This window comes from Pseudomonas karstica, assembly GCF_009707515.1.
GTDB lineage: Bacteria > Pseudomonadota > Gammaproteobacteria > Pseudomonadales > Pseudomonadaceae > Aquipseudomonas > Aquipseudomonas karstica.
The window spans coordinates 14,469-28,214 of sequence record NZ_WLYI01000022.1 but is presented as its reverse complement, the minus strand read 5'-3'; the positions used below and the strand labels follow the sequence as shown (position 1 = coordinate 28,214).

At 58.7% G+C, this 13,746-nt stretch carries 10 protein-coding genes; 1 reads left to right on the top strand and 9 read right to left on the bottom strand.

Going from position 1 to position 13,746, the window contains the following annotated elements; genetic code table 11:
• Positions 1 to 33 precede the first annotated feature (33 nt).
• The 8 genes from GIR22_RS16475 to GIR22_RS16440 form a co-directional block, all read right to left on the bottom strand.
• Positions 34 to 1,371 carry a TolC family outer membrane protein gene (locus tag GIR22_RS16475; RefSeq protein ID WP_154744367.1) on the bottom strand — a complete coding sequence of 446 codons (1,338 nt, stop codon included), beginning with the start codon at positions 1,369 to 1,371 and terminating at the stop codon, positions 34 to 36.
• 2 nt (positions 1,372 to 1,373) lie between these two features.
• The gene (locus tag GIR22_RS16470) at positions 1,374 to 2,708 is read right to left on the bottom strand and encodes an HlyD family type I secretion periplasmic adaptor subunit (RefSeq protein WP_154744366.1); all 1,335 of its coding nucleotides are present in this window, start codon (positions 2,706 to 2,708) and stop codon (positions 1,374 to 1,376) included.
• A complete protein-coding gene (locus tag GIR22_RS16465) occupies positions 2,705 to 4,459 on the bottom strand; it encodes a type I secretion system permease/ATPase (protein WP_154744365.1) in 1,755 nt (584 codons plus the stop codon). The genes GIR22_RS16470 and GIR22_RS16465 overlap by 4 nt, the downstream gene beginning before the upstream one ends.
• A gap of 205 nt (positions 4,460 to 4,664) precedes the next feature.
• Positions 4,665 to 5,033: a protease inhibitor Inh/omp19 family protein gene (locus tag GIR22_RS16460; RefSeq protein ID WP_154744364.1), complete on the bottom strand. Its 369-nt coding sequence runs from the start codon at positions 5,031 to 5,033 to the stop codon at positions 4,665 to 4,667.
• Between the two features lie 105 nt (positions 5,034 to 5,138).
• Positions 5,139 to 6,587: a serralysin family metalloprotease gene (locus GIR22_RS16455; RefSeq protein ID WP_154744363.1), complete on the bottom strand. Its 1,449-nt coding sequence runs from the start codon at positions 6,585 to 6,587 to the stop codon at positions 5,139 to 5,141.
• Positions 6,588 to 7,051: 464 nt separating this feature from the next.
• Positions 7,052 to 8,131, bottom strand: coding sequence for a polyamine ABC transporter substrate-binding protein (locus tag GIR22_RS16450; protein WP_154744362.1), 1,080 nt, complete (start codon positions 8,129 to 8,131; stop codon positions 7,052 to 7,054).
• A 192-nt stretch (positions 8,132 to 8,323) separates the two neighbouring features.
• Positions 8,324 to 9,730 carry an NAD(P)/FAD-dependent oxidoreductase gene (locus tag GIR22_RS16445; RefSeq protein ID WP_154744361.1) on the bottom strand — a complete coding sequence of 469 codons (1,407 nt, stop codon included), beginning with the start codon at positions 9,728 to 9,730 and terminating at the stop codon, positions 8,324 to 8,326.
• Positions 9,731 to 9,777: 47 nt separating this feature from the next.
• Positions 9,778 to 10,602, bottom strand: coding sequence for a helix-turn-helix domain-containing protein (locus tag GIR22_RS16440; RefSeq protein WP_154744360.1), 825 nt, complete (start codon positions 10,600 to 10,602; stop codon positions 9,778 to 9,780).
• A 215-nt stretch (positions 10,603 to 10,817) separates the two neighbouring features.
• Between GIR22_RS16440 and GIR22_RS16435 the strand changes: the two genes are divergently transcribed.
• On the top strand, positions 10,818 to 11,090 hold the full coding sequence (locus GIR22_RS16435; protein ID WP_154744359.1) for a DUF1652 domain-containing protein: 273 nt from the start codon (positions 10,818 to 10,820) through the stop codon (positions 11,088 to 11,090).
• A gap of 87 nt (positions 11,091 to 11,177) precedes the next feature.
• On the opposite strand, the gene GIR22_RS16430 is transcribed toward GIR22_RS16435, so the two are convergent.
• A complete protein-coding gene (locus tag GIR22_RS16430; protein ID WP_178122309.1) occupies positions 11,178 to 13,637 on the bottom strand; it encodes a UvrD-helicase domain-containing protein in 2,460 nt (819 codons plus the stop codon).
• Between the last annotated feature and the right edge of the window lie 109 nt (positions 13,638 to 13,746).

The window sequence follows — 13,746 nt, the reverse complement described above, 5'->3', positions numbered from 1 at the left end:
CATTTGTGTCAGGTAATCGCTGTAGCCCTGTCATTACCGTGTCATCGGGCCAAAGGCCTCATCCACCTTGGCCAGGTCGGTATCGCGCAAATTGCCGGCGTAGTAATGCAATTTGGTCCAGGCCATCAAGTAGTCGTAACGGGCCTGGGCCAAATCGCGGCGGGTGCTGTACAGCTGTTGCTCGGCATTGAGGGCATCGAGGTTGACCCGCTCGCCGCCGAGGATGCTTTGCTGGGTCGAGACCACCAGTGCCTCAGCCGAGACCAACGCTTTTTGATAGGCCCGCAACTTGCTCACCCCCGACAGGCAGGCGCTGAATTGACGGCGCAGTTCGATCAGGGTTTCCCGGGTCTTGCCTTCCAGCTCGTATTCGGCCTGTTCCATGGCGCGGCTGGCCTGACGGGTCGAGGCCGATACACCGCCGCCGGCATACAGCGGCATGCTGAGTTCAATGCCGATGGTGTTGGTGTCATAACGCTGGTTGTAGGTGTTACCGGTGTCTGACTCCTGTTGCCGGGAAGTGGCGTAAGCCGTGACTCGCGGCAAGTGCCCGGCGCGGTTGCGCTCCACTTCATAACGCGCCACTTCCAGGGACTGGCGCTGGGAGGCCAGGGTCGGGTTGTTGGTTATTGCCAGTTCGTGCCAGGTGTCGTAGCTGGCCGGGGTCAGGGTGAAAGTGGCAAAACCTGCGTTGAGTGGAGCAAGGTCAGTGATGTTGACGCTGGGCATGCCGATCAATGCGCCCAGCTCGCGCAGTGAAGCGTCTTGTTCGTCCAGCGCCTGGATCTCCTCGGCGGTGGCCAGCTCATACCGCGATTCGGCTTCCAGGATATCGGTGCGGGTACCCTCGCCCTGTTTGAACAGGTGCTGGTTTTGCTGGAACTGCTGCTCGAAGGCTTTCTTCTTGGCCCGGGCGATATCGATCTGGTCTTGGGCAAACAACGCCTGGGTGTAATACGTCAGCACCCGCACCAGCAACGCCTGGCTCTTGTCGCGGAAGTTTTCGTCGGCAAACAGCGCTTCGGCCACACCCTTGCGGTAGTTGGCATAGGCCTCGTAGTCAAACAGCGGCTGTTGCAAGGTGAACGTCGAGCCGTAGCTGTTGTAGTTGCGGTCGTCGCGATAGCTGGCGCCACGGCCATCGGGCAAGGTGGCCTGGGAGTTGTTGCGGCCTTTGTTGTAGCTGTAAGACAGGCGCGGCAAGAGGCCGGCGCGGCCAATAAGGCGGTTTTCCAGGCCCGCGTCGCGCTCCTTGATGGCGCCGAGAAATACCGGATCGTTACGCAAGGCCTGCTCGTACACATCGAACGGCCCCATAGCGGCCTGGGCGCTGCTGCAAACCAGCAACAGAGCCATCAACACTGGCTTCATACTCATTGCTCCGTCAACGCGGAGCTGGCTCGATCCAGCAGCGGCTTGAACAGGTAATTGAGCAATGAACGCTCACCGGTGCGCACAAACATCTCTGCCGGCATCCCCGGCTTGATCACCAGGCCATGGAGTTTCTCCAGGGCCCCCGCGCTGACGGTGGTGCGCAACACGTAGTACGGCGCACCGGTTTTTTCGTCGAGCATCTGGTCGGCGGAAATCAGGCTGACCTCCCCCGGCACCCGTGGCGTACGGCTTTGGTTAAAGGCGGTAAAGAGGATATCCACGGGTAAGTGAGTACCAACCTTGTCCACCAGATGCACCGGCAGATGGCCTTCCACTTCCAGGCGCGTGCCCTGGGGTACGATCTCCAGCAGGGTTTCGCCCGCGCGCACCACGGCCCCTTCGGTATGCACCCCAAGGTTGACTGCGATGCCGTCCGCCGGGGCATTGATTTCGCTGTGTTGCAGGTCAAACCCGGCGGAGGTCAATTGCTGTTCCAGGGTCAGGCTGCGCAGTTGTGCATCGGCCAGTTGGCTGCGCACTTCCTTCTGGTATTCCTCACTGTGCTGCTGCAGTTTGAGCCGTGACTCCAGGATGCCTTGTTCGATGCGCCCGCTTTCCCCGGTGTTCTGCGCCAGGTCCTGTTGCACTTGGGACAGTTGCCGCTGGTACTCCATCAAGCGGTTGCGCGGGATGTAACCGTTGTCGGCCAGGGGTTGCAGATTACTCAGTTGATCACGCAGGGATTGCGCCTGGGCGCCCAGGTCGCTGCGGGCACGGCGCATGCCGTTCAGTTGGGCGGTGGCCCCTTCGATATTGGCACCGATCCCGGCCTGCTCCCGGGCAAAGGCTTCGCGACGGCTGCTGAACAGTTGGCGCTGGCCTTCCAGTACCAGGGCCAGGGCCGGGTCGGGGTTAGCGCTCAATTCGGCGGGAAAGCTCACGCGGGTATGGTTGTCGCGCTCGCTCTGCCAGCGGGCAACACTGGCCCAGGCCATTCGGTACTGGGCTTGCAAGGATTGCACGTCGGCCTGGGTTTGCGTCTGGTCGAGACGAAACAGCGGCTGGCCCTGTTTTACCGTCTCGCCTTCACGTACCAGAATCCGGCTGACCACGCCAGGGCTCAGGGTTTGTACCGCTTTGCGCTTGCCCGAGACCACCACCGTGCCCTGCACAGGAATGCCTTGATCCAGCGGCGCCAGGCTGGCCCAGAGAAAAAATCCGCCAGCGCCGACTACCGTCAGCAACCAGCCCAGGCGGGCGAAGAACCGCGCGTCGCGCTCGGGGTGGGCCTGCTCATAGTCGTGGTTGATTTGAAGGCTGTTGTCGATGCTCATGCGCCTGGATTCCTTGCGGCTTGATACTGACGGCTGAGGCTGACCCCAGCCTTTTCACGCGGCGCTTCTTGTTGCTGACCGGACAATGCTCGCAGCACATCCTGACTCGGGCCGAACGCTTGCAAGCGCCCTTCGTTGAGCACCAGCAACTTGTCGGCCTGGGCCAGGGCCGAAGAACGATGAGTCACCAGGATCACGCTGCTGCCCTGGGCTTTCATCTGCACGATGGCACTGGCCAGCGCGGCTTCGCCCACGGTGTCGAGGTTGGAGTTGGGCTCATCGAGCACGATCAGCCGAGGGTTGCCATACAGCGCCCGGGCCAGGGCCACCCGTTGCTTCTGGCCGCCGGACAAGCCGCTGCCGTCGTCACCCAAAACGGTGTCGTAGCCGTGAGGCAAGCGCAGGATCAGCTCGTGCACACCGGCTTGTTGGGCAGCCAGCACCACCTGCTCGGGATCGGCTTCGCGAAAACGCGCAATGTTGTCGGCGATGCTGCCGCTGAACAGTTCGATGTCCTGGGGCAAGTAACCGATATGCGGGCCAAGATCGTCACGGTCCCAGCGGTGAATGTCCGCACCGTCCAGGCGCACAGTGCCGGCCAGGGTCGGCCAGACGCCCACCAGTACCCGAGCCAGGGTGGATTTTCCGGAGCCGGAAGCCCCCAGCACACCCAGCACCTCTCCGGCCGCCAGGCTGAAGCTGACCTGATGCAGGGTCGCCATGCGTCGCCCCGCAGGCCCAGCGCTGACCTGCTCAAAACTCACGTGGCCCTTGGGCGCCGGCAACGCCATCTGTTCGCCTTCGGGCGGGAACTCGCGCAGCAGGCCATCCAGGCGCTGATAGGCCAGCTTGGCCGAGCTCCATTGTTTCCATACAGCAATCAACTGATCGATGGGGCTCAACACCCGGCCCATCAGGATGGAGCCGGCGATCATCATCCCGGCGCTCATGTCACCCTTGATCACCAGCAACGCACCCAGGCCCAGCACCAGGGATTGCAGGCATAGGCGCAAGCTCTTACTCAGGGAACTGATGATCGAACCAGTGTCGCTGGCCTTGTTCTGTAAGCCGAGAAACCGCGAGTGCACCTGGAACCAGCGCTTGCGCAAGGCACCGAGCATGCCCATGGCCTGGATGGTTTCAGCGTTATGCAGGTGGCTGGTCGCCAGTTGAGTGGACTGCTGCGAGTAGCTGCTGGCCTCGCCCAGTGGCTTTTTGGTCAGGTATTCATTGAGGCATGCCAGGGCAATCAGCAGCACCGCCCCGGCAGTGGCGAGCACGCCGAGCCAGACATTGAACAGGAAAATCACAAACAGGTAGATCGGGAACCACGGCGCATCGAAAAAAGCGAACAGCGCAGGCCCCGTGATGAATTGGCGGATCTGGGTCAAGTCCCCCAAGGACTGCCCGGCATGCCCCTCGCCTCGTTGCAGGTTGCGTTCGAAGGCAGCCTTGTAGACCCGCAGGTTGAAACGACGCTCCAACTGGCTGCCGATACGGATCACGATAAAGCTGCGGATCACTTCCAATACGCCAATAAAGGCAAAGAACCCGACCACCATCAGGGTCAACATGACCAGGGTAGTTTCGTTCTGGGAAGACAGGACGCGGTCGTACACTTGCAGCATATAAATCGAGGGCACCAGCATCAGCACATTGATCAGGGCCGTGAAGCAGCCAATGCTGATCAGGATATTCTTATAATCGCCAAGCGCTTTAAACAGTGGTGCAGCGGGAGTGGTCTTCGCCATATTGCTTAATCTTCCCTGAGCTGAAATGCGCACAATAGTTTGCCGGGCGTCCCGATGAGGGGAGCAGGCAAACTATCAAAACCCCTGCGGGGTGTTAAAAGTGACAGACAAACTAATATATCGGTGCTCTGCGCACTCTTTTTATCCGTCGATACAACGGCGCTGGTTATAACGATATAGCGCGAAACTTATCCACGTGCAGTGTTCAAGGTGCGCGCCTTAATATAAGGACGCCTCCAGATTGGGTCCGACCTACGTATTCATCTTCTTTCTGGCGGTTCAAGTGCGTAATGCCAGTACCTTCGACATTCATCAGCCAGATGCCGTCTGGTGTAGGCAACCAACTCGAAGGTTTTTCCCCGAGCCAACGGCCAGCGCATTCCACGTCACCGCCCAGGGCGCTGGCGTTTTCAATGAGGTCCAGCGGGCAAACCTGCTCTTGCTGGCGCAATTGCCAGTGCCCCGCCAGTTGTGCGGTAGTGGGTAAAACCAGACTGCTTGCCATGGCTGTGGCTCCTGCCGACATAAGCACCCCCTGGAAAACCCGTCGGGCTGCGGTGTGATATTGCTTCATGGGCGCGTCCTTTCCTGCTCCATCGCCCGATTGCGGGCTGGAGCCTGGGCAGAGAGCAGCGCGTGTGCGCCGCTCTCCTTTACACTTGTATTTTTTACCCTGACATCAAGCCACGATGTCGCTGACCGCGGCCTGACCTACGGTCGTGACGAGGAAATCCGCCACCCCGTGCCCGGAGAAGTCCACGGCCAGCGTGCCCAGGTTGCTACCCGAGGCGTAGCTGAGCACCGCATCGCCGGCATTCCCGGTAAACGCATTCACGAAGCTCAGGCCAAAGCCTTGGGTGATACCGGTCAGGTCGATCTTGTCCGAACCCGACATGAAGTCCAGGATCTGATCCGCCGCGCCCGGCGTGGAGTCGGAGCTGGCACCGAACACAAAAGTGTCCGAACCCGCACCACCCCACAGTTTGTCCGCACCGTCACCGCCGAAGATGATGTCGTTGCCGGCACCGCCCTTGAGGGTGTTAGCGGCGGCATTACCGATCAACAGGTCACTGCCGGAACCGCCAATGGCATTTTCGACCGTTACGCCCTTGGCAATGGAAATATTGCCAACCAGGCCGCCAACGTCAGAGAACGAGGCCTCATTGAGGTTGATTTTCTGGTTTTGGGTGAAGCCGGAGAAGTCCAGGGTGTCGTTGCCACCACCGTCCCATACCGAGAACACCAGCTTGTCGGCATTCGAGGTGGCGCTGAGGAAATCACGCCCGGTATTGGAGTTGAAACCGTAGGTAGTGTCACCGGAACGGGTTGCGTAGTTGGTGCCGTAGAGCTTCTGGATCGCGGCGATGTCGTCGATCAGCGGACCGGAAGAATAAGCCTCTACGCCGCCTTTGGTGAAGTTCTGGTCGGTGTTGCTCTCACTCCAGTAACTCATGACGCTGTAGCCACGGGTGTCCTGTCCGTAGTCCGCGTCATTGTAGGAGGGGTTGCCGGTCCCGGCGTTGTAGTCGCCAGGATGATCCAGGCCCAGGGTATGGCCGATCTCATGGGTCAGGGTCTGGCGACCGTAGTTGTTCAGCCCAGGATTGACGTTGGCCGTGTAGCTGTTGTTGGTCAGGTACCAGGAGGTACCATCCGTGCCCGTCACGTTGTACTTCTCATTGGTTCCCGGTAGGTAGGCAAAGGCAGCGGCGCCGTCCTGGCCCCCACTGTAATTGCCAAAGGTCATGTGGAAGTCGCCACCCGAAGCTTTCTCGGTGAAGGTGACATTGGCCACATCCGCCCAGGATTGCATGGCCAGTGCGGCCTGTGCTTTCTGCGTGGCATTGAACTGGCTGAACCCGGTGATGCCATGTTTGTTCATGGTCGCCGAGGATGCCGAGGTCAGGAAGGTGTAGGTCAGGTCAATCCTTCCATTGCCGTCAACGTCCTGATAAGCCGCGTTTTCGCGTAACAGGTGGTCGGCGGCCTGATCGACCGTGAAGGAGGGTTTGCCATTGACCGTGAGATTACCGCCACGATCATACTGATGGCTAAAGCTATCGATTTGCGTATAGGCAGTACTTGCTTGAGCCGCCGATACAATAGCTTTGTCTTTTACTTTTGACATAAACGTACTTCCTTGTTTGCAAGTGGAACAGTTTTTGTCCGACAGCGACCATCTCTGGCGAGATCGTCCTATCACTCGCCTCTTATGAAGGCGAAAGAAAACTGACACAATATGAAATCAACCGTCCAGCACTTTTTTCACGGTATAAATGTGCTGGATCAACGACACCTGCAAACACGAGCAAATAACACTCTATATCCCTTAGTCTTGAGCCCTCATTGAATAAAACCAGAGCACGCCGGTATTTAAATATTAAATACTACTAAAACCTTAAGTGTTAATCCGTTCACTCCCAGCAATCCGAATGGATCCAATGTATTGACTGGACGCACTAAGAAAGTGCCACCGTGTCATTGTCAATATTAAAAAGCCATAACTCTTAATAATCTTGTAGCCGCGTCGAGAGACGAGGCTGCGATGCGTGTCCGCAGGAGCGCCCTTCATACCTCGTCAGCGGCTACAGCCTATCGACCGGTACGAATGGTGTTCCACACCCGTGTGCGAGTCCGGTCGATGTTCAGCGGCATCGCTTCCAGGGCAAACAATTTGCCCATCATTTCCGGACTCGGGTAGACCTTGGTGTCGCTCTTGATCGCCGGATCCACCAGCCTGTCGGCTGCGGCGTTGCCATTGGCGTAGTGCACGTGGTTGGTGATACTGGCCATCACCTCCGGGCGCAGCAGGTAGTTCATAAACGCATAACCGGCCTTTTCATTCGGGGCATCAGCCGGCATGGCTACCATGTCGAACCAGATGGCGGCGCCTTCCTTGGGGATGTTGTAGCCGATGCTCACCCCGTTCCTGGCTTCCTTGGCACGGCTTTCAGCCTGGAGGATGTCGCCGGAAAAACCGACAGCCACGCAGATATTGCCGTTGGCCAGGTCGCTGGTGTATTTCGAGGAGTGGAAGTAGCTGACATAAGGCCGCACGGTCATCAGCAGCGCTTCGGCCTTCTTGTAATCCTCGGCTTTTTTGCTGTGATGGGGCAAACCCAGATAATTCAGCGCAGCCGGCAACAGTTCAGGGCCGTTATCGAGAATGGCGACCCCGCACTGCTGTAGTTTTTCCATGTATTCGGGCTTGAAGATCAGGTCCCACGAATCCACGGGGGCATTGTCCCCCAGTACGGCCTTGACCTTATCGATGTTGTAGCCAATACCGGTGCTGCCCCACAGGTACGGGAAGCCGTGAGCATTACCCGGGTCGTTGGTTTCCAGGGCCTTGAGCAGTACCGGGTTGAGGTTTTTCCAGTTGGGCAACTGGCTCTTGTCCAGCTTTTTCAGCGCCCCACCCTGGATTTGCCGGGCCATGAAATGGTTGGACGGGAATACCACATCGTAACCGGACTTGCCCGTCATCAACTTGCCATCGAGGGTTTCGTTGCTGTCGTATACATCGTAGGTGAAAGCGATACCGGTAGCTTTCTGGAAGTTCTTCGTGGTGTTCGGGGCGATGTAATCCGACCAGTTGTAGATCTTCACCGTCTCGGCGGCCTGGCTGAGAGAGGCCATCAACAACAAGGGCAACAGGGCAATGGGTTTCATGGTTCGATTTCCTGGCGGTTATAAGACTGTTTTTATGGCAGGGGATCAAAAGGCACAGCAGAAAGCTTTGAATTTGAGTCTTGAAGCTTGCAGCCTCGGGGCACAGGTCTTGCGCATGACTTCCTGGGTACCGGTGCTGTTGGCGGTCAACATCAACGCAGTGATGCTCATACCTGTAGTGATTGATGCAACTCAGTGCATGAAACCTTCCATAAACCCGGCGACCCCACTGGCCAAGCGGCGGCGCCAGGGTGGGGTATTGGGGTTGGCCAGGGTCTGGTCTTCGTGGACAAAGCTGCGAATGATCGCGTTGTAGCCCAGCCAGCGGCAGGGTTCCGGTTCCCAGGCCTTGAGCTCGTCGAGATTGCCCTGGGGAATGACCCAAGGTTGGCGGACCAGCGGTGTGTCGAGGCCCAGGATCATGTCCGCCAGGGTCCGGCCGCCGAGGTTGCTGGCTCCCACGCCTTCACCGCCATACCCCCCGGACAAGGCAATGCCCGATGGGTGATCACAAAGCATGTGCGGCCTGAAGCGCCGGGACATGCCCAGGTTGCCACCCCAGGCGTGTGTGATACGGACGTTCTTGAGCTGGGGAAACAATGCGCCGAACAGGTAACGGCGCAGCTCCACTTCGCTGTCGGTCAGGTCGAAGTCATGACGCAATTTGCCAGCAAACTGATAGCCGCCCCGGGCACCGAACACCAGTCGATTGTCCGCCGAACGCTGGCCATAGGTGACCTGTCGGCTGCTTTCACTAAAAGCCTGGCCCCGGTTCAGGCCGATTTCGTCCCAGGTACTGGTGGGCAACGGCTCAGTGGCGACGATCAGGCTTTGTACCGGCAGTTGGTAACGCCCCAACGGCGCCAAGGTCGTGGCATAGCCCTCGACCGCCGGCACCACCCATCGGGCACGGACCAGCGCCTTGTCGGTGCGCAAGCTGCCAGACTGCCAGTGAGTCACCGGGCTGTTTTCATAGACCTTGACCCCCCTCTGTTCCACCACCCGTGCCAGGCCCCGCACCAGTTTGGCCGGGTGAATCGTCGCGACATGGGGTGCGTAGATGCCGCCGTACGGCTTGGCGATACGGATCTGCTCGGCCAGTTGCCGAGGGTCCAGCCAGCGGTAATCGGCTTCGGTGAGGCCTTGGGCATGGAGCTTATTGAGGTACTGGCGCAGGCTCGTTTCCTGCTCCGGATAACGGGCGGCACAGTACAGCACCCCGCCCTTGCGGTAGTCACAGGCGATGCTTTCGCGTTCGACCACCTGGGCTACCTCATCGGGGATGCCGTGCAGCAAGTCGAACGATGCGCGGCGTTGCTCGGGGGGCAAGCTTGCCAACAAACGCTCCTCCCCCAGCAGATTGCCCATCAACCAACCACCATTTCGGCCCGAAGCGCCAAAACCAGCGGTTTGCGCCTCAATAATGGCAATCTTTAGCTCAGGCGCCTGGCGCTTGAGGTAATAGGCGGTCCATAACCCGGTATAGCCAGCGCCGATGATGGCCACGTCGAGGTCCAGGTCCTGCTCCAGGCATGGCCGTGCCACGAGTGACTCATCCAACTGGTCCATCCATAAACTGATAGTGCCCCATGCCGGCATACTGACCCCCACCCTTGACGTCGATGGTGTGATCCTAGTCCCCGGCCTCAGGGAGTGTCTTGCGCGCGTGCACGCAGAGAAATTTGTTTGACGTAAGCCTTGGGCGACAGGCCCGTGTGCTGGCGGAAGCAACGATAGAACGCCGACAGGGAATTGAAGCCGGCAGCAAAGGCCTGCTCATCGATACGAATCGGCGGCGCGGCCTTGTCCAGGGCCGCGAGCAAATGTTGCAGGCGTGCCTGGTTGACGTAGCGATAAAAGCTCTGCCCCAGTACCTGATTCAACAGGTAAGAAATTTGATTGCGGCTATATCCACATTCCTTGGCCACCCGTTGCAAGTCCAGGTCCGGGTCCAGGTAAGGCTGTTGTTGCTCGAAGTAGTGCTGCAAGTCGTTGGCCAGATAGCTCAACTGCTGAGGCGACAGGCCCAGTCGGCTGACCGGCGGGCGCATAGGTTGGGAGCGGGAGTTACGGGTGGGTTGCTCATGTACCAGTGACGCGTATTCATTGACCCGCCAGATCAAGCCATCACGTACGGTAATTGCTTCGCTGGTGCGAAACGACACCAGGCCTTGGCTGCCGCGCAAAGTGATGCGGTACTGGATGAACGCGGTGTCGCCGTCAACGCGAATACGATCGCTGTGCTCAATGGCTTCGTCGGGCGCGCGAGGCATGCTGGCGCGCAGGTAATCACGCAAGTCATCGAAGCCCACTACGCGATTCTGAAAAAAATCGTGGTACTGGATACCCGGATGGTAATACGCCATCACCCCATCCAGGTCCCGGCGCCTCCAACACAGGTGATGGCGCAGGACGAGCTCACCCGTGGCTTGGGTTTGCAGGGAGTCATCTTCTGGGGCGATGTCGGCCATAGAATGCTCTGAGGCTGATAAACCTTGAGATTGCCCAACTTTCAAGGCGTCTTCAATAATTGCGCCAGGCATGACGCACATCAAGTTAATGGATGACAACCGCCGAACGGGGCCAAAAAATCACCCATGGTGATGCGAACGAATGCTATTTTTAACGCTCCACGGTCAGGACCAGTATGGTCATGACCCCTGCCGCGAGCTAAAGGAAGCGCTCTATGAACAAGGTGGGCAGCATGAATAAAGTGACATTCCCCAACGCCTGTCAGCTGATGCGTTGGCATTTCCATCCAGTAGGCTTTGAGGCGAGTATGGATGCGCCCGGGAGCATGATCGCACGATTGTTTGATCGAACCAGCGGCGAAACCCTGATCGCTATCGCGGGTATCCCCTGTGCCACAGTGATGAATGCTACGGATGTAGAGCGAATCATCGAGGCAATCGAGGACGAGTTGGAATCGTTTGTGCCGCCACAGTCCCTGCGGGCCTAGTCGCCGGATGCCGAGGTGCGAGGTTGCAATGCGCGTCCTCAGGGCCGCCCTCGGGGGCTGCTTGGCAGCCTCCTGTCTCGGCTGCGTCTACACACGCTGATCATCAAAAAACGCCTTGTCCCCCGCCACACGGTCCGACGCCTTCGGCACATTCACCCCTTGGGCATCCTGCCCTTCGATATACCAATAGCAATGGCTCACTGCCCGGGTAATGCCCACATAGGCCAGGCGCAACACTTCATCTTTCTGCGCCGAGTCGTACGGTTCGGCATCGCCTTCCTTGCCTAGCCCCGCCATTTGGTAGACCTGGTTCTTGTAGGGTGAACGGGTGAGGTGCTGGCAATCCCCGAGCAGGAACACCGCATCCGCCTGTAGCCCCTTGGCGCTGTGATAGGTCAACTGTTTGAGCCGACGCGCGGCAGGCGGCAAATTCGAATCCAGGTTAACTACTGACTGAATATGCTCATTAATCAAAAGCTTATCGCTACTTTTTCGATACAGCATCAAGATTGAATCGCCTTGCTGGTAGTGCACCAACAGTTGCTGGGCCAAGGCTGCATCATCACGATCACGCACCACCACCGGCACCAGGGCTTTCGGTGCTCCGCTCGCCTTGGCCTTCTTGCCACTGATGGCCGGCGCAGCCCGTACGATGTGTTCGGCGGCATCAATTACATATTGATGGCTGCGGTAGTTCTCCCCCAGCATCACCCGGGTCGTCGCAGGCGACGAGAACTCATTGTTGAATTCCATGAAGTATTTGGGCGAGCTGCCACGCCAGCCATAGATCGACTGCCAGTCGTCCCCCACACACAACAGCGAAGAACGCTGAGCGCCACGGCCCACATGCATCGCCGGGCCCCGGCTACGAATTTCCCGCAGGCTGGCGCGGATCCACGAGACGATCTGCGGCGACACGTCCTGGAATTCGTCGATCATCAGGTGCGACATCGGTCGCAATAACCCGTCGCTGAGCAACTTGAGGTTTTCCGGGGTATTTTCGCCAAACAGCGAGAACATCCGATTGTAGGTCATGATCGGCGGCGATTGGTCCAGCAGGTGATCTTCCAGGGCTTTCCAGAAAATGCCCAGGGCCTCAAAGAAAAAACGGTCCGGATCATCCTTGGCAAAGCTCATTTGTCCCACGGCGGTGGGCACATCCAGGCCTAGGTTCTCGATAAACCCGGCTGCCGTGACAAAGCTGTCCAGCAGCGGCGTGCTGGCCAGTTCACCTTTAACCTTGTAATCAAACCCCGGGCCGGCAGTAGCGTCCCCTGCCAGGCTGCTTGATAGACGTTTTGATGAATCATAACTTTCAAGCCATATCAAAGGCTTGCGGCAAAAAGCTTGAAACAGCGTGCGCTTTACAGCCCACTCGGCCCGCACCGACAGCTTGGCGCCGGGCCGGCTGATCCCCGCGTTCTCGCGAGGATCGAAGCCCAGCACTACCCAGGCATCCAGTTCGGCAATGTAACCGTGGCAATGGAACTGTGCACCGTTGATTTGCACCGTCTGGCGATTCGGCTCAATGCCCTTGATCGGCCAGGCCCCTGCGCGAAACCACAGGTCTTCAATGACATCGCAGAGTTCTTCATCGCGCTTGGCCGCCAGCTCAGTCACCGCCACGCGCTTTTGCACATCCGGATGGTCCCGCTCCAGCTCCTTGAGTTGCAAGGCATGGCGTGCCAGGGGCGCCAGTAACTCACGAAAACGCTCATGACGGCCGTAGAGCCCGTAGTAACACGTATTCAGTTGCTGACGCTGGGTGTCGTTGATGCGCAGCTCGAAGGGGTTGCTATCTACCTCATCAAACCCCGCTTCGGTGCGGGCATTGAGGTTTTCAAACGCTTGCAACCGCTCCAAGCCTGGCAGGCTACGCACCATCGGCAAGATACGCGAATGGAAGGTGCGCACCACCGCCTGGGCCTCTTTCAGACCAAGGGGTTGGCCCCACAGGCCGAGAATTTCCATGAGCTTGTTGATGAAGTCCTTGCGTGACTCCCGGGTGAACGTCACCACCGTCATCGAATTCAGCTCAAAGCCCAAGTAATGAGTAAGCAGCAGGATACGTAATACCAGAGAGGTGGATTTACCCGCACCGGCACCGGCAATCACCGAGGTGGATGGCGTATCGCTGAAAATCATCTTCCACTGGGCGGAGCTTGGCTGGGCATGGGCTGGTAACAGACGCACCACATCGGCCTTGATGCGCTTTTTCAGGTCGGTCGTCAGGGGCAGGCGCCAGTCGTCGAACAAATGATCGTCTACCTTGGGCACCCGATCTTCCTGAGAACGCAAATCGCGGATCAGCAAGACCTGGCGCCCCTGTTCGATACCCTCGAGCTTACCCTCCTTGTAACCATACTCCACACCTGCCGTGTGCCCGCTACGAAACCCGTCTGCCTGACCGTGCAACCAGGAAAACCGGTGCTGGGCGCGCAGGCGGGTCAAGCCATGCCCGAATAGCCGGGCGGCAAGCCGTTTCAACAGGGGCATTTCGGCCAGGGGCCGCAGTTCGGGGGGCAAGTCAGGCTGTTGTTGCGGCACGCGGACTCCTGCAATGGGGGTTGGCCTTGAGAAGCGCCATGGTCGCCGGAATTTACGCTCAGTTCCAGCCAATTGCTTTAGGGTCATGCAGTTAAGCGATGAAGTGAAA

What these genes read in the sequence shown, in the direction of transcription:
- GIR22_RS16465 (WP_154744365.1), bottom strand. Translation starts at nt 4,459, where the DNA reads ATGGCGAAGACCACTCCCGCTGCACCACTGTTTAAAGCGCTTGGCGAT.
- GIR22_RS16470 (WP_154744366.1), bottom strand. Translation starts at nt 2,708, where the DNA reads ATGAGCATCGACAACAGCCTTCAAATCAACCACGACTATGAGCAGGCC.
- GIR22_RS16450 (WP_154744362.1), bottom strand. Translation starts at nt 8,131, where the DNA reads ATGAAACCCATTGCCCTGTTGCCCTTGTTGTTGATGGCCTCTCTCAGC.
- GIR22_RS16460 (WP_154744364.1), bottom strand. Translation starts at nt 5,033, where the DNA reads ATGAAGCAATATCACACCGCAGCCCGACGGGTTTTCCAGGGGGTGCTT.
- GIR22_RS16445 (WP_154744361.1), bottom strand. Translation starts at nt 9,730, where the DNA reads ATGCCGGCATGGGGCACTATCAGTTTATGGATGGACCAGTTGGATGAG.
- GIR22_RS16440 (WP_154744360.1), bottom strand. Translation starts at nt 10,602, where the DNA reads ATGGCCGACATCGCCCCAGAAGATGACTCCCTGCAAACCCAAGCCACG.
- GIR22_RS16435 (WP_154744359.1), top strand. Translation starts at nt 10,818, where the DNA reads ATGAACAAGGTGGGCAGCATGAATAAAGTGACATTCCCCAACGCCTGT.
- GIR22_RS16475 (WP_154744367.1), bottom strand. Translation starts at nt 1,371, where the DNA reads ATGAAGCCAGTGTTGATGGCTCTGTTGCTGGTTTGCAGCAGCGCCCAG.
- GIR22_RS16455 (WP_154744363.1), bottom strand. Translation starts at nt 6,587, where the DNA reads ATGTCAAAAGTAAAAGACAAAGCTATTGTATCGGCGGCTCAAGCAAGT.